This is a genomic window from Streptomyces sp. NPDC008125 (assembly GCF_042957125.1).
Taxonomy (GTDB): Bacteria; Actinomycetota; Actinomycetes; order Streptomycetales; family Streptomycetaceae; genus Streptomyces.
This window is the reverse complement of record NZ_JBIBHR010000005.1, coordinates 222,361-247,838: the sequence shown is the minus strand read 5'-3', so window position 1 is coordinate 247,838 and position 25,478 is coordinate 222,361. Positions and strand designations below refer to the sequence as shown.

The window sequence follows — 25,478 nt, the reverse complement described above, 5'->3', positions numbered from 1 at the left end:
GGGCCGACGTCGTGTTCACCGCACAGAGCGCTCCCGAGGAGGGCATCGACTACCGGCAGCACATCCGTGGGGCCGCCCGGCGTGCAGGGCCGCGCTCCAGCGGTGATCGCGGTCGCCGTCCAGCTGCTCGGGGACGTTCCGGCGCGGCTCAGGCGGAAGTGAGGCGAAGGGCTGTCCCGTGATCCGTGGGGGCCGCCCGCGCGGCGTCGGATACGGTGCATCGCGGCGAGGTGCCGCAGCTGCCGTCGCACACCCGCCGGGGAGTACGGGGCAGCGTCGGGTGGACACGAACGGCGGGAGCGCGGCAGATGGGCCGGACACGCACGTACGACTGGGAAGACCCTTCGGTCTCTGCCGGTGCCGTCGGCACGGCGACCGGGCTGGAGATGCTGCGCGACCTCGTGGCCGGCCGCCTCCCCAGTCCGCCGATCAGCCGGATGATGGGATTCCGGATCACCGAAGTGGACGCCGGGCGGGCGGTGTTCACCCTGGAACCGGGCGAAGAGCACTACAACCCGATCGGCAGCGTCCACGGCGGTGTGTACGCGACGCTGCTCGACTCGGCGGCCGGCTGCGCCGTCCACTCGGTGCTGCCCGCCGGGGTGGGGTACACCTCCCTCGACCTCAGCGTGAAGTTCCTCCGGACGATCACGGCGGACACCGGCACCGTGCGGGCGGTGGGCACGGTCCTCAAGAGCGGCCGCACCACCTGCCTGGCGCAGGCGGAGCTCCTCGACGCGGAGGACCGCCTCCTCGCGCACGCGACCAGCACCTGCCTGATCGTCCCGCTCAAACCGCGGTAGACGGGCACGCGCTGTCCGGCTCCGGGGCGGGATTCTCAGACGCGGTCGCCGGTGCCCCAGGGTGACGCGTACTTGGCGGCGAGCAGCGCCGATTCTTCCGGGCCGAGGAGGCGGGCGGGGCGGTCGCCGAGGGCCAGGAGGAGCGCGCAGACCTCTTCCAGTTCGACCGCCGATTCGACGGCCGCCCCCATGTCGGTGCCCGCCACCACCGGCCCGTGGTTCTGCAGCAGCGCCGCCCGCAGCGGGAAGTCGAGGCCGGCGAGATGCTCCGCCTGTGCGGCGTCGCCCGGCGGGGCGTACGGGAGGAGGGGCGTCTGGCCGACCCGCATGACGAAGTACGGCGTCAGTGGGGGGACGGCGCTCCGCGGCGACCAGGGCGTAAGGCAGGACACCGCGGTGGCGTGGCGGGAATGCAGGTGCACCACGGCCCCGGTCTCGGGATTCCTGCGGTAGAGGGCCGTGTGGAGCGGGAATTCCTTCGAGGGGCGGGGCCCGTCGACGTGCTGCCCGTCGGGGTCGAGGACACTCAGTGCTCCGGGGTCGATACGGGCGAGGTCGGCGCCGGTCGGGGTGATGAGGATGTGCTCACCGTCGCGGACGCTGAGGTTGCCGGAGGAGCCGGGGCTGAGTCCGAGGGCCGCGAGGTGTGCTCCGGCGGCCGCGAGGTCGGCTCGGGGGGTACTCATACCAGGGCGCTCCAGGCTTCGGTGAAGATGGTCGTGTCGCCGAAATTCCCGGACTTGAGCGCGAGGTCCACGGTGTGATCGCGGTCGTTGACCCGGCCTTCGGCCCGCGCCCAGGCGACGCCCGGGGCGATGGGTGCTCCGATGCTCAAAGTCCGTACGCCGAGCGCTGTGACCACGGCGCCGGAGGTCTCCCCGCCCGCGACCAGAAGCCGGCGGGCGCCCGCGTCGACGAGCCGCGCGGCGCAGGTCGCGAGGGTGCGTTCGACGAGCTCGGCGGCGGATTCGGCGCCGGGAGGCGCGGGCTGTCGGAGGTCTCTCAGGTCGTCGACCGCGTAGATGAGTGGTGGCCGCCGCGGGTCGTCCTGCCAGCAGGCCCGTGCGAAGGCGACGAGAGCGTCGACGGTGCCGCTGAAATCCGCCCGCAGTGCGGCGAGGTCGAGCTTGCGGTGCGGCAGGAGGGTCCGCCCGTGGGCCACCTGGGCGCGGGTGGCGGACGAGGCGCTGCCGGAGAGCACGACGCCGGGGGCCCCGGGCGCGGAGGCGGGTGTGGCGCGTGCGGTGTCCGCGTCCGGGCGCGGGCCGGTGAGGCCCAGCGCCAGCCCGGCGGCACCGGTGACCAGGGTGAGGTCTTCCGCCGCTGCGGAGACGGTGCGCAGATCGTCGTCGGTGACCGCGTCGACGACGGTCAGTGCGTCGGCCGAATCCGGCTCGTCCAGCGCCGCCCGCAGAGCGGCGATCCCGGTCCGTACGGTGTCGAGGCCGACGAGCCGTACCGGGTGGCCGGTCTGGGGGGCGAGGAGACGTCCGACGTGCGAGTCCCGCATCGGGGTGAGCGGGTGGTGGCGCATCGGGCTGTCCTCCAGCAGCTCGCCGTGGACGGAGAGCAGTCCGTTCCGGACCGTCCGCCCGGTGGCGGGGAAGGACGGGACGACGATGCTGCGCCGCTCACCGAGCTCGGCCAGGAGCGCGTCCGCGACCGGGCCGATGTTGCCGTGCGGCGTGGAGTCGAAGGTCGAGCAGTACTTGAAGTAGAACCGCCGGCAGCCCGCGTCGCGCAGCGCACGGAGGGACGCGAGCGAGTCGGCGACCGCCTCGCCGACGGGGGCGGTTCGTGATTTGAGAGCGACGACCAGCGCGTCCGCCTCGCGGACCGCCGGTCCGCTCCGGCTGTCCGTGATGCCGTCGGGGCCGACGGTCACCACCGTCCGGTAGCCGCGCGCGACGAGCATCGTGGCGAGATCGGTTGCTCCGGTGAAGTCGTCGGCGATGGCCCCGAGCGTCGGCATCGGACGGACCCCCTTGCGTTGGGTGCGGTGCCGGGAGGGTGATCCATGATCCGGCATGTGAAATTATGTTAACAGACTTTACGCATACGGGATCTGCTGATACATCTTGTTAACAAGCTCCCCGGTGCGCTCGCGTCACAGACCGAGACCGCCCCCGTTCGGAGCCGTACCACCGCGTCCTGCGCCCGTCTAGGAGAGCCACCCATGAACGTGCACCACCCTTTCGCCGGCACCGGCGACCGGACCGTGCGGTACGCGCTGTCCGGAGCCGGCGGCGGCTTCGCCCGGACCCTGCTCGCCCAGACCCTGCGGATCGACCGGCTGGCACCTTCCGTCCTCTGCGACCGGGACGTGGAGCGCCTGACGGAGATGCTTCTCGAACTCGGGTACGCCCCGGACGCCCTGTGTGTCTGTGCGGACGCGGACGAGGTCGCCCGGGCCGGCGAAGAAGGCCGGATCGCCCTGGTGCGCGAGGGCGCCCTGCTGTCGGCGGGTGCCTGGGACATCCTGGTGGAGGCGACCGGCAGCCCCGCCGACGGCTTCGCCATGGCGCGCGCCGCGCTGACCGCCGGGCGCCACGTCGCCATGGTGAGCAAGGAGGTCGATTCCGTCGCGGGTCTGCACCTCGCCGACCTCGCCCAGGAAAACGGTGTCGTCTACACCACGGCCGACGGCGACCAGCCGGCCAACCTCATCGCGCTGGTGACCTGGGCCGAACTGCTGGGCCTCGACATCGTGGCCATCGGCAAGTCCAGCGAGTACGACCTGGTCCTCGACCCGGACGCCGGTACGGTCACCCAGCTCGACACCACCGTCCCCGCGCCGGAGCTCGCCGGACTGCTCTCCCTCGGCGGCGACCCGCGTTCCACCCTGGCGGCACGTGCCGCAGCGGTGTCCGCGCTCCCGGTCGGCGCCACCGCCGACTACTGCGAGATGGCCGTCGTCGCCACCAACACCGGCTTCCGGCCCGACACCGAGCGCCTCCACTACCCGGTCGCCCGGATCGCCGAACTCGCCGACGTCTACGCCCTCCGCGAGGACGGCGGCGTGCTGCGCCGCCCGGGCGCCGTCGACGTCTTCAGCGCACTGCGGCTGCCGGACGAGGCGTCGTTCGCAGGCGGTGTGTTCGTCGTCGTACGCACCGGCGACCCGGTGACCTGGGAGACGCTGCGGGGCAAGGGGCACGTCGTCAGCCGCGACGGCCGGTACGCCGCCATCTACCTCCCGTACCACCTCATGGGAGTCGAGACCCCCGTCTCGCTGCTCTCCGCGGTGCTGCACGGCCGGCCCTCGGGCGGCACCGACCCGCGCGGACACGCCGTACTGGCCGGCCGCGCCCGGCACGACCTGCCGGCCGGCACCGTGCTGGACATGGGCGGCCACCACCACGACGTCACCGGCGTGCAGGCCGTACTGCTGCGCGACGAGGACGCCCCCGTCGACACCGCCCCGCTCTACCTGGCGGCCCACGCAACCCTCAGCCGCGACGTCGGGGCCGGTGAGCTGATCACGCTCGCGGATCTCGCCGACGCCGACGCAGACCTGCTGCACGCCTGGACCGCCGGACGCACCTCCCGCGCCACCGGCTCCTCCCCCGCCCCTGCGAGCGGTCGATGAGCACCGATCTCCAGCACCTGCTGCTGGGCGTCGCCGCCGTCGTCGTCCTCATCCTTCTGATCACGAAGGCCAAGCTCCACCCGTTCCTGGCGCTCGCCCTCGCCGCCCTCGGCCTCGGGCTCGCGGCCGGCATCGGCCCCGGCGACACCGTCTCGCACTTCCAGGACGGCTTCGGCGACGCCCTGAAGAGCACCGGCCCGACCATCGGCCTGGGCACCATCCTCGGCGGCATCCTGTTGGGCTCGGGCGGCGCCGACCGAATAGCCACCGTCTTCATCGGCGCCCGTCCCGTGAAGTGGATCCCCACAGCGATCACCGCCGCGGCGCTCCTCATCGGCATGCCGCACCTGTTCGACGTCAGCTTCGTGATGCTGGTGCCGCTCGTCTACGCGGTGGCCAAGCGCACCGGGACGCACCTGCTGTACGTGGGGCTTCCGATGGCGGCGGGCCTGTACATCTCGCACGGCCTGCTGCCCCCGCACCCCTCCCCCACGCTGGCGGTCTCCGCGTACGGCGCGAACACCGGCCTCACCATCATGTACGGCCTGATCATCGGCATCCCGATCGCCGTGATCAGTGGTCCGCTGCTCACCAGGTTCGCCTCCCGGTGGTTCGGCCCCGCCCCCGACCTGGACAACGGGCCGGTCCCCGAGCCGGGACCCGCGCCGGAGAACCAGCGCCGGCCCGCGTCCTTCACCCTGGCGCTGGTCACCGTGCTGCTGCCGCCGGTGCTCATGCTCATCGGAACCGTGGGCACCTCCAACACGGCCGAGGGCTCTCTTCCCTACGCGTTCTTCGAGGCCTGCGACTCCTCGGTGATCTCGCTCCTCGCCGCCGTGGTGTTCGCCTTCTTCGCCCTGGGCCTCCGCTCCGGCTTCGGTCTCGGCCAGCTCCAGAAGATGGCGGGCAAGGGCCTCGGCCCGGTCGGCGGGATCGTGCTGATCCTGGGCGCCGGGGGCGGCCTCAAGGCGATGCTCACCGCGACGGGCATCGACAAGCTGATCTCCGACTACGCCGTCCACTGGTCGATCCCGCCGCTGCTGCTCGCCTGGCTGGTCGCGGCCCTGCTGCGGATCTGCCTGGGATCGGCGACGGTGGCCACCGCCGCGGCCACCGGGATCGTGGCGCCCCTCATCGGCGCGTACCCCGGCCTCTCGCCGGAACTGCTGGTCCTCGCGACCGCCTCCGGCGCGGTGATGCTCTCGCACGTCAACGACTCCGGCTTCTGGCTCTTCAAGGAGTACTACCAGCTGTCGGTGGCGCAGACGTTCCGTACCTGGACGCTCATGCTGTCGCTGCAGTCGCTGCTCAGCCTCGGCGGAGTCCTGCTGCTCAGCACGTTCGTCGGTTCCTGAACATCGAGTCCTTTTGGGCCCACAGCACCGGGAACGGCACAATCGAGCAGCGACCTGTGGTGGTCGTGGGAAGAAAGGTGTTCCGTAGATGGCCGACGAAGAGCCCCTGCCGCTGATCCCCGATCAGCGGCGTGAACTGCTGGTGAGGCACTTGCGCCGTGACGGAGTGCTCAGCGTGCAGCAGATCACGCAGATCTTCGGCGTCTCGCACATGACGGTCCGCCGCGACATCGCCGAACTGGAGCGGCAGGGCCTCGTGTTCTCCGTGCCCGGCGGTGTCCGGATCGCCAGCCATCTCCAGAGCGAGCCCAGCTTCCAGGCGAAGTCGCTCGTGGAGCAGCCGGAGAAGAAAGCCATGGCGGCGAACGCGGTGGAGCTCGTACGGGAGGGCATGACGGTCTATCTGGACGCCGGCACGACCCTGCTGGCGATGGTCCCGCTGCTGGCGCGTCACGAGTCGCTGACGGTCGTCACCAACGACTTCACGACCGTGGACCGGCTGATGTCCTTCACCCACCTCGACGTCATACACATCGGTGGACAGGTGGACCCGTCCAACCGGTCGAGCGTCGGCCGCCTGGCCGCCACCACGCTGCGGCAGCTCGCCCTGGACATCGCCTTCATCAGCACCAGCTCCTGGGACCTGCTGCGCGGGGTCACCACTCCGTCGGCCGCCAAGGTGGAGGTCAAGCAGGCCGCGATGGAGTGCACGGGGATCTCCGTGCTGGTCGCCGGATCCTCGAAGTTCGGCACCTTCGGCAAGTTCAGGGTGGCCCCGCTCGGCTCGTTCGACACCGTCGTCACGGACGACGCGCTGGCCACGGCCGCAGCAGAGGGGATCCGAGCCGGCGGTGTGGACCTGCGTCTGGCGCGTGTCTGAGCGGCCTCGCCAGAACCGCCACGGTGCCCTTTCCCTCTCCGGCCGGAGAGGGGGAGGGCACTCGGTGTCGGGGCCGTGGCCGGCCCCGCGCATCGGATCACCGGACACCGTCCGCCCGACGGGGACGGCCGGGCACGGCCCGGGTCGTCAGAGTTTGCTGCCGCCGGTGGCGTCGATGTACTGACCGGTGATCCACCGGGAGTCGTCGGACGCCAGAAACGCGACGATGTCGGCGATGTCGTCGGGGCGGCCGATCCGGTCGAAGGCCGAGAGTGCGGCGATCGCGTTCCGCGCCTCCTCGGTGGCGCGCCGGGAGGCGTTCATCTCCGTCTCGACGAACCCCGGTGCCACGGCGTTCACCGTGATGCCGCGGGGGCCCAGTTCCTCCGCCAGGGTGCGGGTCAGGGAGTCGACCGCCCCCTTGCTCATCGAGTACGCGAGGGTCCGCGGCAGCGCCCTCCTGCTCGCGGCGGAGGAGATGTTGACGATGCGGCCGCCCTCCCCCATCCGCTTCAGCGTCTCCTGGATGACGAAGAGGGGAGCCCGGGTGTTGACCGCGATCAGCCGGTCGAAGTCCTCGGCCCGCAGATCCTCGATGCGCGCGGAGATGCTGACGGCGGCGTTGTTGACCAGGATGTCGATCCCCGGCCCGGCCCCCTGCTCGCGGGCGCCGGCGTCGAAGGCGTCGAACAGGGCCCGGACGTCTCCGTCGGCGCCGAGCTCGGCGCGTACCGGGAAGCAGTGTCCACCGTCGTCGCGGATGCCGGCGACGGTCCGCGCGGCGGCCTCCTCGTTGCTCGCGTAGTGGACGGCGACGAGTGCGCCGTCCGCGGCGAGGCGCCTGGCGATCCCGCGTCCGATGCCGCGGCTCGCGCCGGTCACCAGCGCCGTCCTGCCCTTGAGGGATCCCATGCGCGCCCAGCTCCGTCCACCCGGCGGCCGGTCCGCCGGTTCCTGGAACCGTACAGGGAGCCTCGGAAGGGTGATCACCGAGGTGGAACGGCTGAGCGGAAGGGGTGGCGAGGACCCGACGGCGGCGGGCGTCGAACCCGCCTTCGGACGGCAGGTGCCGGTCCGTCACATGCCCCACCGGTCACGGGAGTCAGGGCCCGCGAGCAGGGGTAACATACCGGCGCGCCTGTTTCGCGCCGGCCCTCCTCACGAGACGCGCCGCGCGGCAGGGGGACCGGGCGGACGGACCGAAGGAGTCGGGCATGGCGCAGCAGGAGCGGGCCATCAGAACGCGCTACACCGTGCTGGAGGCCGCTGCGGCGGTGTTCGCGTCGAACGGGTACGAAGCGTCCACCATCAGCGAGATCATGTCCCTGGCCGGAGTCACCAAAGGCGCCCTGTACTTCCACTTCTCCGGCAAGGAGGCGCTGGCGCACGCGGTGCTCCAGCACGCGGTCATCATCAAGCCGGACAACCCGGTGAAGATGCAGGCCATCGTGGATCTGGGCCTGCTCCTCGCGTACCGGCTGCCCCGCGAGCCGTTACTCCAGGGTGCGGCACGACTGGCCGCCGACCAGAACGCCCGGCCGTTCTTCGGCGGACCGTGGCCGCAGTGGCGGGACGTCATCGCGACCCTGCTGACCGAAGGCCGCTCCCAGGGCGAGGTGTTCGAGCACATCGACCCGATGGAGACCGCGAACGTGCTGGTGGGCGCGTTCACCGGATTACAGCTCGTCTCCACCACCGTGGACAGGCCGGACAGCCTGCTCCTCCTCGCCTCCGACCTCTATCGGCTGGTCCTGCCCGGCATCGCGGTGCCGGGAGTGCTGCGGGTGCTGTCCACCGATCCGGACCGCGCCCACCACGTGTTCGACGAGCTGGGGCGGCCCAGCTGGGACCTCTCGGTGACGTTCGATAACGTGCCAGGTGCCTCGTTCCCGGCGCTGACCGGGCGGATGGGCGCTTCTGTTCCCCCGTCGAAACGGTGACACGCATGCACGCGATCCACGTCCACAGATCCGGTGGCCCCGAGGTGCTGGAGTACGCGGAGGTGCCCGACCCCGTCCCCGCGGAGGGACGGGTGCTGCTCGACGTCGAGGCGGCCGGTGTGAACTTCGTGGACACCATGGTCACCGACGGCACGTACCCGGCCCCGGGCGGCCACCCGTTCATCCCCGGTACGGAGGTCGTCGGACGCGCCGAGGACGGCCGGCGGGTTCTGGCGAAGGTGCGGTCCGGCTACGCGGAGCGCGTGAGCGCGGATCCGGCCACCATGATCGGCCTTCCCGAGGAACTCGACGCCGGGCAGGCGCTGGCGCTGCTGACACAGGGACTCACCGCCTGGCACCTGCTGAAGTCGGCCGCACGGCTGGTGCCGGGCGAGAGCGTGGTGGTGCACGCGGCCGCCGGCGGCGTGGGCAATCTGCTGGTGCAGCTGGCCCGGGAGTTCGGCGCCGGCCGTGTGGTGGCGGTGGCCTCGACGTCCGAGAAACGTGCCGCCGCCCTGAAGGCGGGTGCGGACGAGGCGGTCGAGTACCCGCTCGCCGGGAAGGCGGACATCGTGCTGGACGCCTCCGGGGGCGCGCTCTTCGACCAGGGGCTGGCCTCGCTCGCGGAACACGGCAGGATCGTCACCTACGGCAACGCCTCCAGGTCCGCGCCGGCGGCGTTGGACACGGGCCGGCTCCTGATGCTGAACGCGTCGGTGACCGGGTTTCAGCTGGGCAGGTCGCTCTCCCGTCCGGGCGCCTTCTCGACGGCGCTCGGCGAGCTTCTCGACCTGACGCTGCGGGGTCGGCTGACTCCCCTCACCGGGGGCGTCCGTCCGCTGGCCGAGGCCGGGCGGGCGCACGAGGACCTGCTCGCACGCCGCACCGTGGGAAAACTGGTACTGCGGCCCTGAGCCGGAGCGCACGCGGGCCCCGGCGTACGCGACCCGGCGTACGGGACGCGTACGGCCCGGGGGTCGGTGCCGTACCGGCTGCGGGCGAGGCTCCTCCGGCCCGTCGGCGCCACGGGGATTCACGCCAATTCCTGGCTCCCCGAGCATCACATGTCGGCCGTTTTTGATTGCTTCCGCACAAGAGGAGAAGGCGCGCCCCCGGGGGAGGCAGGATGACCCCGTGATGGGCAACCCACCCGCCGTCACGACCAGTTTCATCGGCAGAAGCGGTGAGCTGGCCCGGACCGAGCGGGCACTGGACGAACACCGGCTGGTCACTCTCACGGGCCCCGGCGGCATAGGCAAGAGCCGGCTCGCGCTCCATGTCGCGGACCGAATAGCTGCTCGTTTCTCCGGCGGTGTCTGCTGGGCCGATCTCTCGCACCTGCACGGTGACGCGTCGCTGACGACCGCCGTCTGCGACGCGGTCGGTCTGCTGGACCACAGTCGGCGCCGTCCGGTGGAGGCGCTGAGCGAATGGCTGGCGGATCAGCGGCTGCTGCTCGTCCTGGACTGCTGCGAAAGGGTCCTGACGGCCTGCCGGGATCTGGTGGAGCGGCTGCTCGCCGCGGCACCCGGGCTCACCGTGCTCGCCACCAGCCGGGAGCCCTTGGACGTGGCGGGCGAGTACGTCGTGGCGGTGCCGCCGCTGGCCACCGGAAGCGACGCCCAGCGCCTCTTCCGTGAGCGGGCCGCGCTCACCGCCCCGGCCCGGCAACTCGACGCGCCGCGGCCGGCGGCGGCCGTGGCAGAGATCTGCCGGCGCCTGGAGGGCATTCCGCTCGCCGTGGAACTCGCCTGTGCCCGGTTGCGGGAGTCCGAGGCGGAGGATCTTCTCGAGCTGCTCACCTCCCGGCTCGACTCGCTCGTGGACGACACGACCTGGCCCCGGCGTCACCGGGCGCTGCGGACGACGATCGGCTGGAGCCACGAACTGTGCGCGCCGCTCGAACGGCTGCTGTGGGCCCGGCTCTCCGTCTTCCACGGGGGGATCCGGCTGGCGGACGCGCAGGCGATCTGCTCCGGGGGGCCGCTCACACCGGACGAGGTGGCGCGCGGCCTGGAGAGGCTCGCCGCGCAGTCGGTGCTGCAGCGGGACGGCGCCGGCTACCGCATGCTCGACACGCTGCGCGAGTACGGTGCCATGTGGCTGCGGGAACTGGCGGAGGACGGGGTGCTGGCCGACCGGCACGCCGCGCACTTCGCCGAGGTCACGGACAAGTCGCACCGGGGGTGGCTGGGCCCCCGCCAGCTCGCGCACTACCGGCGTATGGACGAGAGTCACACGGATCTGTCAGCCGCTCTGGACCACCTCCTGGTGGCCTCCCCCGCACTGGCCCTGCGCATGGCGGGTCAGGCCGGGCTGTTCTGGAGCTGCTGCGGCCATCTCCACCAGGCGCGCTCCTATCTGGAGCGGGTCCTCGCCCTGCACCCGGGCGGTGGCAGGGACCGGACCCGGGCCCTGTGGGCCCTCGGTGTCACTCTCACTCTCCAGGGGGACCACGGGGCGGCGGCCGAGGTCGGGGAGGAGTGCGCCCGTTGCGCTCGGGAGGACGCGGATGCCGAATCGATCCTCTCCGCCGCGCACACGGTGAGCTTCAACCACCTCATGGCGGGCCGTCCGCAGGCGGCGCTGGCGGTGAGCGACGGCGCGCTGCGGGAACTGCCGGTGGAACCCGCCGTCGCGCCGTCCGTCCTGCGCTGCCGGGTGATACGCCTGTTCGCGCTGACGGCCCAGGGCCGGCTGGAGGAGGCGTACGGGGACGCCGTCGGACTCCAGCGGATCAGTCGGGAGTACGGGGACCGCTGGGCGCGCGGCTACGCGGACCACCAACTGGCGCTCATACACATGATGCACGGCCGGCCGCGGGACGCGGAGACCCATGCCCGCGCCATGCTCACCAGCAAGCACCAGCTCCAGGACAGTCTCGGGATCGCCCTCGCGCTGGACCTGCTCGCCGGTGCCATCGCCGCCCAGGGCGACGGCGTGGGCGCGGCGCGCACCCTGGGGACGGGGCAGACTTTCTGGCGGATGGTCGGCCACCCGCACCGCGGCACTCCGGAGCTGGGCGCGATCCGTGACCGGTGGGAGCGCCTCGCCCGCGAGGCCGCGGGGCACTCGGCGTACGAGTCGGCCTACGACCGGGCGCTCAGGGACACCGCGGAGCACGGTTTGGCCCACGCGCTGCGCCCCGAGCGGCGTCAGGCCTGACCTGCCCCGACGCCCGGGGGCGTCGATCGGTCCTGAACCGTGCGGAGAAACACCGATTCGGTGGTGTGCACGGATGGCACACCACCGAATCGGAGGTAACGGCCGGGGAATCAGTTCTCCTCGGTCTCCTCGGTCACTTCACCGACGATCGTCCCCTTGGCGGCGTCGATCTCGAAGTCGGTCTGGTTCCAGTCGGAATCGACGACGTCGACCTGCCAGACGAGGACGTCGTCGTCGTTCTCGTCCAGCCCGAGCGAGGTCACCCAGCCCTTCTGCTTGTCGGTGGCCGTCTTCGCCGCCTGCTCCGGTGTCTGGGTGGCCTTGCCGATCATCCCGGCCAGCTGGCTCTTGTCGTCGGCGGACTGGTCGTCGTCCTCGGTGGTGCCGAGGACCTTGCCGGTGACCGCGTTGATCCGGACGCTGTGTGCGGTACCGTCCTTCTCCGCGACCTTGGCGACCCACTCCGGATCGCCGGCGCTGCCCGTAGGGCTCGGGCTGCCCGTGGGACTCGGGCTGCCGGTCGGGCTCGGGCTGCTCGTCGGGCTCGGGCTCCCGGTCGGGCTGGGACTGGGGCTGGCGTCCTCGTCCTCGTCGTCGTCGAGCCCGCCGAGCTCCAGGTCGACCAGCTTGCTGCCGGAGACCGCGTCCACCGCGGTCTTGGCCGCCTTGTCGAAGGTGATCTTCGTGGCGTCGAGCACGTCCCTGCGCTTCTGCTGCTCCTGCGTCAGCTTGGTCGCGGACGGGCTGGGAGAGGCCGGCGTGGTGGTGGCCTGGTGCGGTACGACCTTCGCGGCCTCCGAAGTCGCCGACGCCGACACGGAGTCACCGTCCGATCCGCAGCCCGTGACCATCGCCGAGGCGAGGACGGCGCACACGACGGCGCCGACCGCGCGGAGAGTGCGGGCACGCGAGGAGGCACGGTTCGTCTGTGGGGGATCTAGTCTCATGTGCGCATGCCTAGCCCGGGCGGCGATCAGTCATGTTGTGCCCCGGCACCGAGTCACCCGATCGACCGGACCGCTCCGCCCGTTGGGCTCGTCCGCCGTCGTCCCGGACAATGGCGTCGCGGTGCCGTCGGCCGCCGGACGCCCGCCGCGCGGCCGAACCTGCCCTTCCCTTGACCGGGCGCGGAGGGCGACGCTGGGAAACAATGGAATCCAAGGGGTCCGGCGTCCGTCGTGCCCGATCGGGAGGCCCACATGGACTATCCGGAACGTTTTGAGCTGATCTTCCAGACACTCGGCGCGGAGGACGACGTCGTCGTCGTCCGGATGACCGAGCGTGCGGGGGCGGGAGGACATCCCGTGTACGAGGACGAGACCGGCATCGTCCGCGCCGAGATCAGCGCCAGGGGCGAGGTACGGATGCTGGCCAGCGGCGGCCACCAGGTGCCCGGCGCTCCTCTGCTGGCGCGCCCCCTGAGCTCCGAGGCGCCTCCCGCGGAGTGAGAATGGGGGGGATGAGCGAAGTATGGGATCCGGCCGCCCCGGGTGTTCTGCGGCTGCCCTCGGGGCGCCTCGTGCGCGGCCGGGGACTGCGTCGTCCGCTGCCCGAGGGACCTGTCCCGGAGTTCTCGGTGCGACTGCTGGGCCGTGAACCCGAACCGGTGGCGTGGGAATCGCGCTGGCTGCGATGGCCCGACTTCCGCCTCCCGGCCGACCACGGGGCGGCCCAGACCCTGCTGGACGAGGTGTGGGCCCGCGCCGCAGGTGAGCGGGTGGAGGTCGCGTGCGCGGGCGGCCGGGGGCGTACGGGCACGGCCCTGGCGTGCCTGGCGGTGCTTGACGGGGTGCGCCCGGACGAGGCGGTCGGCTTCGTGCGGGAGCACTACCACCCGGGCGCGGTGGAAACCCCGTGGCAGCGGCGCTACGTCCTGCGCTTCGGGGACCGCTCCGCCTGAGGGCCGTCGGTGCCGCCTGCCCTCCACCGGCGTCGCACCGCCAGGAGCGGGAGCGCGCCGGTGAGGGCGAGGGCATCGGGGACGGCCGCCGATTCGATGCCAGGCCGGCTGAACGTCGCCGGGATCGGCAGGGTCGCCCAGCGGCCTACCGGCCAGGCGACCACGACGGCCCGTCCGACCACCTCGTCCTCGGGGACCATGCCCCCGTTCTTGTCGTGCTGGTGGTAGCGGGAGTCGGCGGAGGCCTGACGGTGGTCGCCCATCACCCAGATCTTTCCGTCGGGGACCGTCACCTTGAACTCACCGTCCCCGCCCGGGCTGCACGCGGTGTTGCCGGGGTAGACGTACGGCTCGTCCAGCGCCGTGCCGTTGAGCCGGAGCGGGCCGGTGCCGGAGCACTCGACGGTGTCTCCGCCCACCCCGATCACCCGCTTGATCAGGTCCTTCTCCTCTGCCGACGGCATCAGCCCGACGAAGGTCAGCGCCTGCTGGACGACATTGGGCTGCTGGGCTTCGACGCCCGTCAGCCAGCCGTCGGGGTCGTGGAAGACGACGACCTCGCCCCGCTCGGGCTCCGAGCCGAACCACGGGGTCAGCTTGTCGACAAGGACCCTGTCCCCTTCCTGCAGGGTGTTCTGCATGGACGCGGAGGGGATGGAGAACGCCTGCACCAGGAAGGTCTTGATGAGCAACGCGAGGCAGAGCGCGACCACGACGAGCAGGGGAATCTCCACCCAGAGGGGACGCTGCTTCTCCGGCCCCGCCCGCCTTCCCGGCTTCCTCCGCAACACGTCCGCCCCTGTCATCGCACCGCTCCTCGACCACGCTCACCCTCCGTACCCGCTCGGTACGGTTGCGTGAGCGACTCTAGTGCCGCGACGGTACTGGCCTCGCCGGTCGCGGCACTGGGCGGTCGGGCGCTTCTACGCGATGGAGGGTGGCGCGGGGGCGGGCGCGCCCCGCGGTGGGGGAACCATCGCGCCCGCGCCGGCGCGCACGGCCTCGACCACGCTCTGATGGAAGGTGCGGCTCTCCTCTTCGGAGAAGCACGGAACGGGGCTGCCCGCCATGGTGAACCAATCGGAGGATCCGCTGAACTGCACGGCCACGGCCGCCTGCTCGTCCGACCACGTCGTGTGCACGGTCAGATCCCCGGTCACGATGCCCACCTCGGCGGTGCTCACTCCGCCGGCTCCCGCGAAGACGCCACTGGTTGTCCACGATGCCCAGTTCATGACGTCTCGCCTTTCGACAATGCCAAGCCTGCCTACTGGCTGCTTTCGAGTATGGCACCGCCATCCCGAGCTCGCACCGGTGTGCGACGCCGGGACTGTGCACACCTCTGACCTGGTCTTTATGCCGTGCGGTCGATCGATCATCCGCGATGTGCACGCGCGAGCGCTCCGCGCACGAAGGCGGCCTGTCCGGCGTGCTGGAGGTCGTCGGCCACCACGCTGACAAGACGGACGCCGAGGGTCACGGGCGGGGACCACGCCTCGTCGACGACCCGGTCCAGCGCCTTGCCGGTGAGTCCGCCGACGAAGGCCAGGGTGCGTTCGTGGACGGCGTCGTGGTAGCCGAGCAGCAGGTCGGCCGAGGCGACCCGCACGGCGCCGACTTCCTTGCCGGTGTGTCCGTACCCCGTCTCGGCTCGGTCGAACGGGAGATCGAACCGGTCGGCCCACCCGTCGGTGAACCAGACCTGTTCGCCGCCGGAGGCGTCCGCGACATGGTCGTCCTGGACCCGGGTCAAGTGCCAAACGAGCCAAGCGATGGAGTTGGCCCCCTCATCGGTCCGGGCGTTGAGTTCGTCGGCGGAGAGCCCTTCGGCGGCAGCGTGCACCGCTTCCCGCACCCGGCCGAAGGCATCGGTGAGCAGATCTGATGTGTTCATCCGTCCACTCTGACAAGCGAGCCGCCCGGCCGCACCACCACCGGGCCCCGCTCGTCGAACGGAAGGACGGCGGGCACCCCGTCGATCGGTGCGTTGACGGCAGAAGACGTCGACGCACCGATCGGCGACCGGGAAGGCGTACGGCCCTCAGGAGGCTCCGGGTGTGCCGAAGGTGACGGTGACCTTCGTGAACCCGAGCGAGGTGAGCAGACCTTTGAGCATGTTGGCGGTGTTCTTCTCGGCCCTCCCGGTGAGGCCGCTCTCCTTCGCCGCCTCCGCGATGTGCTGGGCCGCGAGCTTGTTGACCGCCTGCTCGCTGCCCGGGTTGTCGGAGAAGAAGTCGCCGAGGCGGTCGAGCAGGCCGCGTTGCTTGGAGACCGAGTAGGAACGGTCGGGGTCGAGGGCGGGCTTGCCGAGGACCGCGTGCGGCAGGGTGAGGGTGGCCTCCGTACGGTCGTCGTTGACGACGACCCCGTTCTCGGCGACCTTGCCGAGATTCACGGAGGCGCCGACGGTACCGGCGCCGACATAGAGGGTGCGTGTACCCCGGATCGCGTCGGGGAGGAACTTGGCGTCCTTCTCGAGGTCCACGACGACCTGGAAGTTGCCGGAGGCCGCTTCGTAGGCGCTCATGTCCTGGATCGACTTGAGCACGGCGGGCCCGGACCGGTCGTTGGTCTTCTCACCGAAGAGGTCGCCCAGGCCCGGCACGAGGCTGAGCCGGGTGCCGGCGAAGAGGAGGGCCAGCACCACGGCGCAGATGCCGAGAGGTTTGACCCATCCCCGCTTCTTCGCGGCCGGGCGGGCGGCGGGCCCGTCGCCGTGCCGCTCGGAGCTGTCTGGTTCGGTACCGGTGGACGTCATACCGCTCGTCTGACCCGTACGCGCCGGTTCAGTCCACCCACGCGCCCCCAACTCGCGCTGTTCCGGGAAGAATCGGGTGGGCTTCAGTCGCCGGTCACACCGTCCAGCCGCTCCCGCAGCAGGTCGGCGTGGCCGGCGTGGCGGGCGTACTCCGCGATGAGGTGGACGTGGATCAGCCGAAGTGAGTACGTCTCCCCACGATGGACGAAGGTGTCGTCGAGCGAAGCGTCGGCGACCGTCTCGTCCGCCAGCCGGATCTCCTCCAGCAGCCGTGCGTAGTCGTCCTGGGCGCGCTCGGGAACGAGGTCCTCGAAGTCCGCGTCCTTGCCCTTGGCCGGGTCGTACATCGGAGGCAGGTCCTGGCCGGCGAACCGCTCACGAAACCAGATGCGTTCCACCTTGGCCATGTGCCGCACGAGGCCGAGCAGGCTGAGATTGGAGGGTTCGGTGGTCTGCCGCGCCAGTTGCTCGCCGGTCAGCCCGGCGCACTTGCGCAGCAGGCCGGCGCGGTAGGAATGGAGGAACGCGGTCAGGGTCTCGCGCTCCGGGGCGTTCAGGGCGTCGGGGGTGGTTTCCGGATCAGGTGCTGTCCATGTCATCGGGAGATCATGCCCGAGGCCGACCCGGACCGCGACCTCGTTTTCCGACGGTCACCGGAGCAACCGGTAGGTGCCCGAAGGCTCGTCGCCGTGGGGGGCGGTCGACCAGGTGACGCTGCTCGCGAGGCCGACCACGAGGAAGAGGACGACGAACATCCCGTCGGCCCGGCTCAGGACCAGCGGGCGGGTGGCGGAGCCGGTGCCGTACGGGACGACCTGAAGGCCGTCGTCGCCGAAGAGGCCCTTGGGGTAGGCGGGGGTGAGCATCGACGCGTAGGCCTCGAACCGCATCTGGTAGCGCAGGGTGGCGGCGGTGGCTTCGAACAGGGGCTTGGGCATGCGGCCGAGGATCAGGGTGACCAGCCACCACACGAAGCCCAGGGCGAACCAGCCGGTGACGGCGAGGGACTGGACGACCAGCGCGGGAATCATCAGGAGCAGCCGGAAGAGGACGGCGAGCCGGTTGAGATCGGTGGGGCGCACCTCGACGCGTACGGGGTAGTCCCCCGGCGGGCTGAAGGAGAAGGGCGGACAGCGGTCCACCAGCAGCATCTCGTTGGCGAGGACGCGTGTCTGGTAGCCGAGTCGCCCGGCGAGGAAGCGGAAGACGGGCTCGGGCAGGCGGCCGAGGACGAGCGCCGAGAACCAGCCGACGACGACCATGACCGCCGCCGCTATCGAGAGGAAGAAAAGGACCACGAAGTGCGGGAGGAGAAGCAGGGACCGGAGCAGTACGGTGAGCCGGCGCTGCCGCACGGGCTCCACGACGTCCAGGACGGGCTGGAACTCCGGCACTCCGGGTGAGACGTGGCCCGGGCTCCACTGGCCGTCGGCCATACGGCTCCTCCTCGGCGGGTACCCGGCGCGCCTCCGGCGCGGTGGACGTCACCGCCAACCTGACGCGGCGCACCCGTCGGAGCAATCCGCCGGGGTCCGAACGGGTGTCCCCGACGGGCCAGGGGCGGGCCCGCCGGGGGGTGGAACGGCGGAGGTGCGGGGCGTCCCGTTCAACCCGCACCTCCGCCTGCTCTTGATCGCTCACTCCAGGAGGTCGGAATTGGCTCCCGGCGCGAGTGCGATGCCGGCCTGAGCCCAGAACCGGTGGCAGGTGAAGACGGGGATGTCGACGCGGGCCAGTCGGCACGGGTTCCGGGGACCGCGATGCCCGCGTCGTCCTGGTAGTGGCCCCTCGTACCGTCGAAGCGCCCGTGGGCGACCGTCCTGGCGTCGGCGTCGGCGGACTTGGCGGCACGGTAGGGGGGCGTCCGGGCGCAGCCCGAGCCCCAGTCGTGGGTCCTGCGGTCCACACCGCACTGGACGGAGGCCGCCTGGGCCTGGGTCCCGGCCACTGCGGTCGTCCCCGGGGGGAGGAGGAGATCCGTTGCGAGCGCGGTCCACGGCCCGCGTGATCGCGCTCCGCTTTTCGGGGGTTTCCCGGATCTCATCGATGCCCGCGCACTTCGTGGGCGTCCCGGTGGCACGCGCGGTTTCCTCCTCGCGACTCTCATGTTCCTGGGGGTGTGCACTGGGTGTGCGGAGACTGAGCACAAGAATTGAACGGGTGGGAGCGCTCCCAGCATGCGGAGAGGGAAATTCGGAGTCAAGAGACTCGAAGAGTCGAATAAATTCGATTGCCGGAGGCCAGAACCTCCCTGCCCACCGACATCAGTTGACGCTCTGGCGTCATGGCCGGCCAGTGGGAGGGGTTCCATCAGTCGGCGTGCCGTAGGGGCACGCCCGGTCGGCAGGGGCCGGGCAGGCGCCTTCCTCCGCTTTCCGTTCACATGCGGTACGCGTTCCGCCTGCTCCTCGGAGCAGTTCCCGCCACGACCGGCCTCGCCGCCGCTCCCGTGGCTCGTCCCTTCGGGGACGCCTCCTCCGCGCGATGGGCCGCTCCGCCACCGGCCTACGGAAGGAGGGTTTCGGGGCACGCGTCGGACCAAGGGCCTGCCGGGAAATGATCTGCGGGTTCTGCCACCTGCGCTCGCAGGTCAGCGCGCTGTTGGCCCACATGTTGTTCTCCGGCAAGCCCTTGGGCAACGCGGTTCACTCGAAGGCTCGTTGAGACCTTGCGTTCGTCCCCCGGGGAGTATGGGCGGTGACGGGCCGACGCCCGGTCGCGCGCCGGCCGGACCGTCACCGACGAGTACCGGAACGATTCGCCCGCGGCGGCCGCGAGCGTCCCGGCCTGCTGGCGAACCCGTAACAAACGATCCGCGAAACGCGTAAACCCCTGCGCCGACGCCGTCCACGAACGCGTCCGGCGGGACGAAGACCACGGCGTGCGCCGGGCGGCGGAATACCGCCGGAGCCGAGGCCGGCGCTCCGTCGATCCGGTCGGCCGCGCCCCGCGCGCGCCACCGGACGGAAACGAGAATGCCGGAAGACGGAATCCGGGCGATACGGCCCGGACTTCGGTCACTGGCCGGCCCTGCCTCTCCGGACGTGTGGGCGCACCGCCTGCGAACAGCCCGACAGGCCCCTGCGGCCCGCCATCGGGCCTCGCGCACCGCCGTCACGCGCTCCGTCCTCAGGGCCCGGCCCACTGCCCCCGTGGGGGTCGGGGAGTTGACGGATGCGGCACAGCGGTACGGCGCGGGCCGGACCGGGCGAGGGGCCCGGCCCGGCCCGTGACCACGACAACCCGGCTCCGCGGTACCTCGGGGACCGCGGTCTCCGCCGACCGGGAGGCCCTGCCGCCCCGGTCAGCGGTTGCGGAGCCTCTCCAGCAGGGTGCGCCCGCCCCCGGGCCGCACCGCCCCGGCGCCCCCGACGGCCTCGGCCGATGCCTTCCCGGGGTGCTTGCCCGCGACGACGGACGCCTTCCCGGAGCTCTTGTCCGTGGCGACGGACGCCTTCCCGGCGCTTTTGTCCGTGGCGACGGCCGGAGCCTTCGCCGGGCGCCGGGTCCCGTCGGCGGCTCGCGCCTTCGGTGTGGTCCGGGACACGCCGGCCCTCGCCGACGCACCGGCCACCCTCGCCCTGAACCCCTTGACGTCACCCGCGCGTGCGGCGGCCGGCCTGCCGGGCGCGTCCTCGGCGACCGGAGCGGACGCCGGGGCAGGCTCGGTCCGGACGGTCACGAAGGAGTGGTAGTGATGGCTGATCCGACGCCCCACGACCAGATAGCCGAGCAGGGCACCGGTGGTGTTGAGGATGACGTCGTCGATGTCGAAGGCGCGCCCCTGCACGACCGCCCCCTGGGCCAGTTCCACGACCACCATGACCACGACGGTGAGGAGGACCATGCGGAGCATCCGGAGGCGGCGCGGTACGAGAATCGGCAGCAGCACCCCGAAGGGGGCGCCGAGCAGGATGTTTCCGCCCGCCTGCTTGCAGGCCGCGAGGAAGGTGTAGTCCTCGGCGTACTGCCGGAGTGAGCGGCCGGGCGTCATGTTGGAATGGGCGATCCCGGCCGACGCGGGTGACGGGGTGAGCGTCACTTTCGCCAGGACGACGGAGAAGGCGACGAGGCCGACGAAGGCCACCACCAGAATGCCGGCGCGCAGCAGCGTGTGCGCCCAATTCCTCTTCCGCACAGTGCGGTTCGCGTCAGCGGTCATGGCCCTCGGATGCCCCCGCCAAGCCAGGTCACACCACGATCCGGCCCCTGGTCCGAGGAACTTCGCCCCGTGCGACGCCCCACCCCGGGGCGCACACGCCGGGGCGCACGACGACGGCCGCACGGCGCCTGCGACGATGGCGCCCATGAGTTCATCGAAGAGGGACGAACTGCTGGCCGACGCCGTACGGCTGCGTACGGAGGGCCGCAGGGAAGAGGCCAGGGAACGCCTGCTCGCCCTGACGGCGCGGTTCCCGCAGGACGCGGAGGTCGCCTACCAGACGGCCTGGGCGCACGACGCCCTCGGCCTGGAGGCCGAGGCGGTGGCCTACTACGAGCGCAGCCTGTCGGTCGGTCGCCTCGGCGAGGAGGACCGGCGCGGCGCGCTCGTCGGCCTCGGCAGCACCTACCGGGTGCTCGGCAGATACGGGCAGGCCGTCGAGACGCTCCGTCAGGGAGTGGCGGAGTTCCCCGACGACGGGGCGCTGCACACGTTCCTGGCGATGGCGTTGTACAACACCGGTGAACACCACGAGGCGATGGGCCTGCTGCTGCGGCTCGTCGCGTCGACCAGCGAGGACCCGTACGTGCGGCAGTACCGCGCCGCCATCGAGCACTACGCGACCGGTCTCGACGGGACGGTGTGACCCGGCCCCAGGGGTTTTCCGGAACGCCGCTTCCGCACTCCCCGCGGGACGCCGCTTCCGCCGGGCCGTCGCCGGGGCTGCCGCGCGGACAGCCGGTGCTCCCCGAACGGCCGGTTCGCGTACTCCCGAAGGTCATCCACGCCTCCTATCGTGCCCCTTGTTGACGCGTCCGCATCAACTTCGAGACCGTGGGTGAGGGTGAGGGTCCATGAAGCAGGGATGGCGCCGGTGGGTGACGGCCGCCGCGGCCGGAGTGTTCTGCGTGGCGGTCTCGGCCGGCAGCGCACAGTCCGCCACCGGCCAGGGCGGCAGCTCGTACGGAGCGACGACGGGCGTCGGGGTGCACAACGCGTACGAGAAGTCGACGTTCACCTACTTCGCCGACGCGCTCGACTCCGGGGCGGCGATGCTCGAACTCGACGTGTGGACGAACGCGTTCGGCAGTTCGTGGCGGGTCTCCCACAGCAACCCGCTCGGCAACGACAACAACTGCGAGAACGCGGCGAGCGCCGCCGAGCTGCGCAGCAGGCCGCGCAACCAGAACCTCGCCGGCTGCCTCTCCGACATCCGCGCCTGGCACGACGCCCACCCGGGGCACCGGCCCATCGTGCTGAAGGTCGAGCTCAAGGACGGGTTTCTCGGCACGAGCGGCCGCGGCCCGGCCGAACTGGACGCGCTGCTCACGGCGAAGCTCGGCGACGCGCTCTACCGCCCGGCCGATCTCACGGGCTCGCACGCCACGCTCGACGAGGCCGTCACCTCCGGGGGCTGGCCCACGCGCGACGCGCTGGCGGGCCGTTTCCTGGTGGAGCTGATCCCCGGAACGGTCGAGGAGGGCAACCCGCTCGACACCCTCTGGACGGACCGCGAGTACGCCACGCGGCTGCGCGACCTCGCCGCCGCGGGCCGGCTGCGCGAGGCTTCGGCCTTCCCCGCCGTGCACACGGCGCAGGCCGGTGACCCCCGTACGCGATACAGCGACGCCTCCCTCCGCCCCTGGTTCGTGATATTCGACGGAGATGCCTCCGCGTACGCAGGCGGCTCCGTCGACACCTCCTGGTACGCCCGCCACCAGTACCTGGTGCTGATGACTGACGCGAACGCTGTGGCCCCCGCCATCGACGGCACCGACCCGACGCCCGCCGAGGCCCTGGGCCGGCTCACCCTTCTCGCGGGGCGGCACGCCAGCATCATCTCGGCGGACTGGCACGCACTGACCGACGTGCTGTCCACGGTGGTCCCGCGCGCGGCCGGCTGACCGTCCCCCGGGCCACACGGCCGTAAGCACCCCGGCAACTCGCCGGAGGGTGCGTACGGCCGCGTGGCGCGCGTCGCCCCGGCACGCGCGGGTGGCAGTTGGCGCGCGTCCTCCGGCACGCCCGGGTGCGAGGGTGCGCGGTCTCCCGCCGCCGCCGCGCCGAGAATGCCCGGGTGGCCTCTTCCTCCCCTCCCCCGCCCGGCCCTCCGGCCGGGGACGCCCCGGCCGGCCGCGTCGCCTGGGCCCAACTGCTGCTCTCGGGAGCCTCCGGAGCGGCCGACGCGTTCGTCTTCCTCTGCGCCGGGCAGGTCTTCGCGGGCGTGATGACCGGAAATCTCGTACTGCTGGGTGCTTCGGCGACGGGAGCGGGCGAGGAGGGCTCCGCGACGCACGTGGGCGCCGCGCTCGTGTCGTACGTGGCCGGGGCCGGGTGCGGCGCGTTGATGGCGCGGCGGTGGGGGTGGCCGGTGGCGGCTCTGCTCCTGGTCGAGGTGGTCCTGCTGGGCGCCGGGGCCACGGCGTGGGGGCTGGGGCTCGTCACCTCGGGAACGGAACGGAACGGGCTGGTCGCCGCCGTGGCGGTGGCCATGGGAGTCCAGGGGATGGTCCGGGCGACCCCGACCAACTACTTCACCGGCACGCTGACCTCGCTGACGGGACGGCTGGCGCTCGGTCGACCGGTCCGGGACGACATCCGGGTGTTCGGGCGGCTGGCCGCCGTGGTGGCCGGTGCCGCGCTGGCCGCCGCGGCGACACGGTGGTGGCCGCCGGGTGCCGCTTCCGTGGCGGTGTTCCCGGTCCTGGGGGCACTGGTCCTGGAGGCGGCCGGACACCGCTGGTACTCCAGCCGTAGACCGTGATCTTCATTCCTGAGGTAGCTGAGCGTCACAGTGGGCCACTGCGCACTTCAGGCCCAGCCGTAGAAGCGGCGCCCCTTGGCGCCGACGGACAGCTTGAGCCTCCCACCCGGCCCGGCCCGGTCGAGCAGGTGTTGCATGCCGTCCGGAGTGGCCTCCCCCCGCCCACTCGGCGGTTGTCCAACAGGTCTTGCGCGGCAGGTCCAAAAACAGCCCAAGTACCAACCTCCCTGTCGACGCCGGGGTTCAGCCCTGGCGAACCGGCCTGCGAACCGGCCCATCAGGTCCTCAAATGCCTCCTCCACCGGGCAGGGTCTACGCTGTGTCCCGCGGCCACCGCATGGTCTTGAGTGTTCACACACCGATGATCAACAGTGGTTGCACTCGTCTTCTAACGGGTTGGAGCGGGTGCGAAGTGTCGACATCGTCCGAGTTCCGTGGCTTCGATCTGATGTGGCGGGGCTACGACCGCCATCAGGTCGACCGCTGTCTCGGAACCCTGTCCGAAGTTGACTCGCCGGTCGGCCCGCCGCCGTTCCAGATCGTGGGGCGGGGCTATGACCGCCAACAGGTTGACGCACGCATCAAGGAACTTCTGGCGGACCGAGAGATCAGCAGCTAACCACCCGCGGCCCCACCAGGCAGTGCTGAGCGCCGCCTCGACCGGCGACATCACGATCTACGGCTCAGGGCGAGGAGCAGCAGACCCACCTACGAGCTCGCTCATCACAGGAACGTGAGATGACTACGCCACCGCGCCCGATCCCGTTGCTGGAGCAGTTCGACTTTGCGTACAAGCGCCTCGCCGCCGTCCGGTGGGTCAACCAGGAACTGCTGCACCACGGAACCGAGATCGCCCTGGTGCGCGCCCCGTACCGTGCGCGACAGCTCCGACGCGCCTCGGGGTGAGCCATCGCGTCATGCCCGCTGAAGGGCTTCTCGCCCTGCCCCAGGCCGGCGGGGAGACGGCCGCGGCCACCGGTGATCATCGTGAGTCGTGTCGGCAAACGAAGATCAGGCGGTGGCCGCAGACGGCCCGGGCAGGGTGGCTGCTGGTCTGCCGCAACCGCCGGCACGGGCTCCCCCGGGCAAGGGAAAGCCCCGGCCGGATCGGGGGAATCCGGCCGGGGCCGTTCATGAGGTGCGAGGGGCGGTCGCCTCTCGGCGGGTTGCTCCATGGGGCTTCAGCCGAACGATCTTCCCCATGGGCGAAAGGTGAGGCCCGGGGACACTGTCCCCCTCGCACCACGTATAGGTGAACGATAAACCGTTCGTGGGTGTTCCCGGACGCCGGCCTCCCCGGTGTGACCCGGGGCACGGGCCCGGCCGACCGCGACCGGCCCGGAGCGGCCGGGACCCGCTGTCCCGGCCCCGCCCGTCAGCGTCCGGCCGCGACGTCACCGTAGCGGCGACGGAAGCGGTCGATCCGCCCCGCCGTGTCCAGCACCCGACGCGTGCCCGTGTAGAACGGGTGGCTCGCCGACGAGGTCTCGACGTCGATCACCGGATAGGTCCGGCCGTCCTCCCACTCCACGCGCTCGGTCGCGTCGGCGGTCGAGCGGGTGAGGAAGGCGACGCCTGCGGCGCGGTCACGGAAGACGACGGAACGGGTGGTGGGGTGGATGTGCTGCTGCATGGAGGTGTTCCTTCCCGTGCGGTACGGCGGACGGTGCGGTTCGAAGGGTCCTGCGGTTCAGGGGCCCAGCGGGCCCCCGGCTCAGCGGGCTTCGCGGAAGACCACGTGGTGGCCGGCCACCGGGTCGAACTTCCGCAGTTCCAGCCGGTCCGGGTCGTTGCGCCGGTTCTTCCGCGTGACGTAGCTCTGCCCGGTCCCCGCCGTGGACCGGAGGGTGACGACCGGCCTGGATTCGCTGCGTGCCATGAATGCCTCCTCCGCTGGACGACGCCCTTTCCCTTGTCCGGGATGGGTGTCGTTTTCATTCTGGTCGGATAACACGAGCAACCCGGGCGGCATTCCCGCCCCTGGATACCCCACGGATCACCCTGCGGATCACCCCTTGGGCCCGTCCCCCGGGACGTCTCCGGAACCCGCCGGAATCGCAGTCCGCAGGCGCGGATCCTCCCCGATGCCCCTCGACGGACCATTTCACCTCAGACCAACTCCCCACCCCCGAAGGGACGTTCGAAGTACACTTCTTCGCGTC

The 25,478-nt window shown here is 71.6% G+C and carries 27 protein-coding genes and 1 pseudogene; 14 read left to right on the top strand and 14 right to left on the bottom strand.

Annotation, left to right across the window (positions count from 1 at the left end; all coding sequences use genetic code 11):
* Window positions 1–308 precede the first annotated feature (308 nt).
* Window positions 309–803 (top strand): hotdog fold thioesterase, encoded by a 495-nt coding sequence (locus ACFZAX_RS11160; protein ID WP_390960792.1) that lies wholly within the window; start codon window positions 309–311, stop codon window positions 801–803.
* A gap of 35 nt (window positions 804–838) precedes the next feature.
* Here the strand turns inward: ACFZAX_RS11160 and ACFZAX_RS11155 are convergent, their stop codons facing one another.
* Both ACFZAX_RS11155 and otnK read right to left on the bottom strand, forming a co-directional pair.
* Entirely contained in the window at window positions 839–1,489 is a 651-nt protein-coding gene (locus ACFZAX_RS11155; RefSeq protein WP_390960791.1) for a class II aldolase/adducin family protein, read from the bottom strand.
* A complete protein-coding gene (gene otnK / locus ACFZAX_RS11150; protein WP_390960789.1) occupies window positions 1,486–2,775 on the bottom strand; it encodes a 3-oxo-tetronate kinase in 1,290 nt (429 codons plus the stop codon). The genes ACFZAX_RS11155 and otnK overlap by 4 nt, the downstream gene beginning before the upstream one ends.
* 204 nt (window positions 2,776–2,979) lie before the next feature.
* Between otnK and ACFZAX_RS11145 the strand changes: the two genes are divergently transcribed.
* The 3 genes from ACFZAX_RS11145 to ACFZAX_RS11135 all read left to right on the top strand — a co-directional run bounded on the left by ACFZAX_RS11145 (window position 2,980) and on the right by ACFZAX_RS11135 (window position 6,627).
* The gene (locus tag ACFZAX_RS11145; RefSeq protein WP_390960788.1) at window positions 2,980–4,392 is read left to right on the top strand and encodes a homoserine dehydrogenase; all 1,413 of its coding nucleotides are present in this window, start codon (window positions 2,980–2,982) and stop codon (window positions 4,390–4,392) included.
* Window positions 4,389–5,747, top strand: coding sequence for a gluconate:H+ symporter (locus tag ACFZAX_RS11140; protein WP_390960787.1), 1,359 nt, complete (start codon window positions 4,389–4,391; stop codon window positions 5,745–5,747). Before ACFZAX_RS11145 ends, ACFZAX_RS11140 begins: the two co-directional genes overlap by 4 nt.
* 88 nt (window positions 5,748–5,835) lie before the next feature.
* Window positions 5,836–6,627 (top strand): DeoR family transcriptional regulator, encoded by a 792-nt coding sequence (locus ACFZAX_RS11135; RefSeq protein WP_390960785.1) that lies wholly within the window; start codon window positions 5,836–5,838, stop codon window positions 6,625–6,627.
* Between the two features lie 147 nt (window positions 6,628–6,774).
* Here the strand turns inward: ACFZAX_RS11135 and ACFZAX_RS11130 are convergent, their stop codons facing one another.
* Complete coding sequence (locus tag ACFZAX_RS11130) at window positions 6,775–7,539, bottom strand: SDR family oxidoreductase (RefSeq protein ID WP_390960783.1); 765 nt, start codon at window positions 7,537–7,539, stop codon at window positions 6,775–6,777.
* Between the two features lie 302 nt (window positions 7,540–7,841).
* Here ACFZAX_RS11130 and ACFZAX_RS11125 point away from each other — a divergent pair, with 302 nt between their 5' ends.
* The 3 genes from ACFZAX_RS11125 (at window position 7,842) to ACFZAX_RS11115 (ending at window position 11,732) form a co-directional block, all read left to right on the top strand.
* Entirely contained in the window at window positions 7,842–8,567 is a 726-nt protein-coding gene (locus ACFZAX_RS11125; protein ID WP_390960781.1) for a ScbR family autoregulator-binding transcription factor, read from the top strand.
* A gap of 5 nt (window positions 8,568–8,572) precedes the next feature.
* Window positions 8,573–9,481: a zinc-binding dehydrogenase gene (locus ACFZAX_RS11120; RefSeq protein WP_390960780.1), complete on the top strand. Its 909-nt coding sequence runs from the start codon at window positions 8,573–8,575 to the stop codon at window positions 9,479–9,481.
* A gap of 223 nt (window positions 9,482–9,704) precedes the next feature.
* Complete coding sequence (locus ACFZAX_RS11115; RefSeq protein ID WP_390960779.1) at window positions 9,705–11,732, top strand: NB-ARC domain-containing protein; 2,028 nt, start codon at window positions 9,705–9,707, stop codon at window positions 11,730–11,732.
* A gap of 110 nt (window positions 11,733–11,842) precedes the next feature.
* Here the strand turns inward: ACFZAX_RS11115 and ACFZAX_RS11110 are convergent, their stop codons facing one another.
* The gene (locus tag ACFZAX_RS11110) at window positions 11,843–12,679 is read right to left on the bottom strand and encodes a PepSY domain-containing protein (protein WP_390960778.1); all 837 of its coding nucleotides are present in this window, start codon (window positions 12,677–12,679) and stop codon (window positions 11,843–11,845) included.
* 252 nt (window positions 12,680–12,931) lie between these two features.
* On the opposite strand from ACFZAX_RS11110, the gene ACFZAX_RS11105 reads away from it, so the two are divergent.
* Window positions 12,932–13,180 carry a DUF6296 family protein gene (locus ACFZAX_RS11105; RefSeq protein ID WP_390960776.1) on the top strand — a complete coding sequence of 83 codons (249 nt, stop codon included), beginning with the start codon at window positions 12,932–12,934 and terminating at the stop codon, window positions 13,178–13,180.
* 11 nt (window positions 13,181–13,191) lie between these two features.
* Window positions 13,192–13,632 carry a protein-tyrosine phosphatase family protein gene (locus tag ACFZAX_RS11100; RefSeq protein WP_390960775.1) on the top strand — a complete coding sequence of 147 codons (441 nt, stop codon included), beginning with the start codon at window positions 13,192–13,194 and terminating at the stop codon, window positions 13,630–13,632.
* Here the strand turns inward: ACFZAX_RS11100 and lepB are convergent.
* The 7 genes from lepB to ACFZAX_RS11065 all read right to left on the bottom strand — a co-directional run bounded on the left by lepB (window position 13,599) and on the right by ACFZAX_RS11065 (window position 20,552).
* The gene (gene lepB / locus ACFZAX_RS11095) at window positions 13,599–14,438 is read right to left on the bottom strand and encodes a signal peptidase I (protein ID WP_390960774.1); all 840 of its coding nucleotides are present in this window, start codon (window positions 14,436–14,438) and stop codon (window positions 13,599–13,601) included. The two genes, ACFZAX_RS11100 and lepB, sit on opposite strands and share 34 nt — an antisense overlap.
* A 117-nt stretch (window positions 14,439–14,555) precedes the next feature.
* A complete protein-coding gene (locus tag ACFZAX_RS11090) occupies window positions 14,556–14,867 on the bottom strand; it encodes a hypothetical protein (RefSeq protein WP_390960773.1) in 312 nt (103 codons plus the stop codon).
* Between the two features lie 140 nt (window positions 14,868–15,007).
* Window positions 15,008–15,526 carry a DinB family protein gene (locus ACFZAX_RS11085; protein WP_390960772.1) on the bottom strand — a complete coding sequence of 173 codons (519 nt, stop codon included), beginning with the start codon at window positions 15,524–15,526 and terminating at the stop codon, window positions 15,008–15,010.
* A 147-nt stretch (window positions 15,527–15,673) separates the two neighbouring features.
* Window positions 15,674–16,390 carry a DUF4230 domain-containing protein gene (locus ACFZAX_RS11080; RefSeq protein ID WP_390960771.1) on the bottom strand — a complete coding sequence of 239 codons (717 nt, stop codon included), beginning with the start codon at window positions 16,388–16,390 and terminating at the stop codon, window positions 15,674–15,676.
* Window positions 16,391–16,473: 83 nt separating this feature from the next.
* Window positions 16,474–16,989, bottom strand: a complete 516-nt coding sequence (locus ACFZAX_RS11075; RefSeq protein WP_390960770.1) for a DUF664 domain-containing protein — start codon at window positions 16,987–16,989, stop codon at window positions 16,474–16,476.
* Between the two features lie 51 nt (window positions 16,990–17,040).
* Window positions 17,041–17,826: a DUF4389 domain-containing protein gene (locus ACFZAX_RS11070; protein ID WP_390960769.1), complete on the bottom strand. Its 786-nt coding sequence runs from the start codon at window positions 17,824–17,826 to the stop codon at window positions 17,041–17,043.
* A 1,868-nt stretch (window positions 17,827–19,694) separates the two neighbouring features.
* Window positions 19,695–20,552, bottom strand: a complete 858-nt coding sequence (locus ACFZAX_RS11065) for a VanZ family protein (protein ID WP_390960768.1) — start codon at window positions 20,550–20,552, stop codon at window positions 19,695–19,697.
* A gap of 145 nt (window positions 20,553–20,697) precedes the next feature.
* On the opposite strand from ACFZAX_RS11065, the gene ACFZAX_RS11060 reads away from it, so the two are divergent.
* The 3 genes from ACFZAX_RS11060 to ACFZAX_RS11050 all read left to right on the top strand — a co-directional run bounded on the left by ACFZAX_RS11060 (window position 20,698) and on the right by ACFZAX_RS11050 (window position 23,316).
* Window positions 20,698–21,198 carry a tetratricopeptide repeat protein gene (locus ACFZAX_RS11060; protein WP_390960767.1) on the top strand — a complete coding sequence of 167 codons (501 nt, stop codon included), beginning with the start codon at window positions 20,698–20,700 and terminating at the stop codon, window positions 21,196–21,198.
* 208 nt (window positions 21,199–21,406) lie between these two features.
* On the top strand, window positions 21,407–22,456 hold the full coding sequence (locus ACFZAX_RS11055) for a Ca2+-dependent phosphoinositide-specific phospholipase C (protein WP_390960766.1): 1,050 nt from the start codon (window positions 21,407–21,409) through the stop codon (window positions 22,454–22,456).
* A gap of 248 nt (window positions 22,457–22,704) precedes the next feature.
* Window positions 22,705–23,316: a DUF1275 family protein gene (locus tag ACFZAX_RS11050; RefSeq protein WP_390961010.1), complete on the top strand. Its 612-nt coding sequence runs from the start codon at window positions 22,705–22,707 to the stop codon at window positions 23,314–23,316.
* A 113-nt stretch (window positions 23,317–23,429) separates the two neighbouring features.
* Here the strand turns inward: ACFZAX_RS11050 and ACFZAX_RS11045 are convergent.
* Window positions 23,430–23,594: pseudogene (locus ACFZAX_RS11045) on the bottom strand (IS701 family transposase); the annotation flags it as partial.
* 134 nt (window positions 23,595–23,728) lie between these two features.
* Between ACFZAX_RS11045 and ACFZAX_RS11040 the strand changes: the two are divergent.
* Both ACFZAX_RS11040 and ACFZAX_RS11035 read left to right on the top strand, forming a co-directional pair.
* Window positions 23,729–23,935: a hypothetical protein gene (locus ACFZAX_RS11040; protein ID WP_390960764.1), complete on the top strand. Its 207-nt coding sequence runs from the start codon at window positions 23,729–23,731 to the stop codon at window positions 23,933–23,935.
* Window positions 23,936–24,054: 119 nt separating this feature from the next.
* Window positions 24,055–24,222 carry a hypothetical protein gene (locus tag ACFZAX_RS11035; protein ID WP_390960763.1) on the top strand — a complete coding sequence of 56 codons (168 nt, stop codon included), beginning with the start codon at window positions 24,055–24,057 and terminating at the stop codon, window positions 24,220–24,222.
* A gap of 469 nt (window positions 24,223–24,691) precedes the next feature.
* On the opposite strand, the gene ACFZAX_RS11030 is transcribed toward ACFZAX_RS11035, so the two are convergent.
* On the bottom strand, window positions 24,692–24,949 hold the full coding sequence (locus tag ACFZAX_RS11030) for a type B 50S ribosomal protein L31 (RefSeq protein ID WP_390960762.1): 258 nt from the start codon (window positions 24,947–24,949) through the stop codon (window positions 24,692–24,694).
* 81 nt (window positions 24,950–25,030) lie between these two features.
* Window positions 25,031–25,195 (bottom strand): 50S ribosomal protein L33, encoded by a 165-nt coding sequence (gene rpmG / locus ACFZAX_RS11025; protein ID WP_390960761.1) that lies wholly within the window; start codon window positions 25,193–25,195, stop codon window positions 25,031–25,033.
* Between the last annotated feature and the right edge of the window lie 283 nt (window positions 25,196–25,478).

Excerpts from the sequence above, each read along its gene's own strand:
- ACFZAX_RS11160 (WP_390960792.1), top strand. The coding sequence starts at position 309 with ATGGGCCGGACACGCACGTACGACTGGGAAGACCCTTCGGTCTCTGCC.
- ACFZAX_RS11155 (WP_390960791.1), bottom strand. The coding sequence starts at position 1,489 with ATGAGTACCCCCCGAGCCGACCTCGCGGCCGCCGGAGCACACCTCGCG.
- otnK (WP_390960789.1), bottom strand. The coding sequence starts at position 2,775 with ATGCCGACGCTCGGGGCCATCGCCGACGACTTCACCGGAGCAACCGAT.
- ACFZAX_RS11145 (WP_390960788.1), top strand. The coding sequence starts at position 2,980 with ATGAACGTGCACCACCCTTTCGCCGGCACCGGCGACCGGACCGTGCGG.
- ACFZAX_RS11140 (WP_390960787.1), top strand. The coding sequence starts at position 4,389 with ATGAGCACCGATCTCCAGCACCTGCTGCTGGGCGTCGCCGCCGTCGTC.
- ACFZAX_RS11135 (WP_390960785.1), top strand. The coding sequence starts at position 5,836 with ATGGCCGACGAAGAGCCCCTGCCGCTGATCCCCGATCAGCGGCGTGAA.
- ACFZAX_RS11130 (WP_390960783.1), bottom strand. The coding sequence starts at position 7,539 with ATGGGATCCCTCAAGGGCAGGACGGCGCTGGTGACCGGCGCGAGCCGC.
- ACFZAX_RS11125 (WP_390960781.1), top strand. The coding sequence starts at position 7,842 with ATGGCGCAGCAGGAGCGGGCCATCAGAACGCGCTACACCGTGCTGGAG.
- ACFZAX_RS11120 (WP_390960780.1), top strand. The coding sequence starts at position 8,573 with ATGCACGCGATCCACGTCCACAGATCCGGTGGCCCCGAGGTGCTGGAG.
- ACFZAX_RS11115 (WP_390960779.1), top strand. The coding sequence starts at position 9,705 with ATGGGCAACCCACCCGCCGTCACGACCAGTTTCATCGGCAGAAGCGGT.
- ACFZAX_RS11110 (WP_390960778.1), bottom strand. The coding sequence starts at position 12,679 with ATGAGACTAGATCCCCCACAGACGAACCGTGCCTCCTCGCGTGCCCGC.
- ACFZAX_RS11105 (WP_390960776.1), top strand. The coding sequence starts at position 12,932 with ATGGACTATCCGGAACGTTTTGAGCTGATCTTCCAGACACTCGGCGCG.
- ACFZAX_RS11100 (WP_390960775.1), top strand. The coding sequence starts at position 13,192 with ATGAGCGAAGTATGGGATCCGGCCGCCCCGGGTGTTCTGCGGCTGCCC.
- lepB (WP_390960774.1), bottom strand. The coding sequence starts at position 14,438 with ATGACAGGGGCGGACGTGTTGCGGAGGAAGCCGGGAAGGCGGGCGGGG.
- ACFZAX_RS11090 (WP_390960773.1), bottom strand. The coding sequence starts at position 14,867 with ATGAACTGGGCATCGTGGACAACCAGTGGCGTCTTCGCGGGAGCCGGC.
- ACFZAX_RS11085 (WP_390960772.1), bottom strand. The coding sequence starts at position 15,526 with ATGAACACATCAGATCTGCTCACCGATGCCTTCGGCCGGGTGCGGGAA.
- ACFZAX_RS11080 (WP_390960771.1), bottom strand. The coding sequence starts at position 16,390 with ATGACGTCCACCGGTACCGAACCAGACAGCTCCGAGCGGCACGGCGAC.
- ACFZAX_RS11075 (WP_390960770.1), bottom strand. The coding sequence starts at position 16,989 with ATGACATGGACAGCACCTGATCCGGAAACCACCCCCGACGCCCTGAAC.
- ACFZAX_RS11070 (WP_390960769.1), bottom strand. The coding sequence starts at position 17,826 with ATGGCCGACGGCCAGTGGAGCCCGGGCCACGTCTCACCCGGAGTGCCG.
- ACFZAX_RS11065 (WP_390960768.1), bottom strand. The coding sequence starts at position 20,552 with ATGACCGCTGACGCGAACCGCACTGTGCGGAAGAGGAATTGGGCGCAC.
- ACFZAX_RS11060 (WP_390960767.1), top strand. The coding sequence starts at position 20,698 with ATGAGTTCATCGAAGAGGGACGAACTGCTGGCCGACGCCGTACGGCTG.
- ACFZAX_RS11055 (WP_390960766.1), top strand. The coding sequence starts at position 21,407 with ATGAAGCAGGGATGGCGCCGGTGGGTGACGGCCGCCGCGGCCGGAGTG.
- ACFZAX_RS11035 (WP_390960763.1), top strand. The coding sequence starts at position 24,055 with ATGACTACGCCACCGCGCCCGATCCCGTTGCTGGAGCAGTTCGACTTT.
- ACFZAX_RS11030 (WP_390960762.1), bottom strand. The coding sequence starts at position 24,949 with ATGCAGCAGCACATCCACCCCACCACCCGTTCCGTCGTCTTCCGTGAC.
- rpmG (WP_390960761.1), bottom strand. The coding sequence starts at position 25,195 with ATGGCACGCAGCGAATCCAGGCCGGTCGTCACCCTCCGGTCCACGGCG.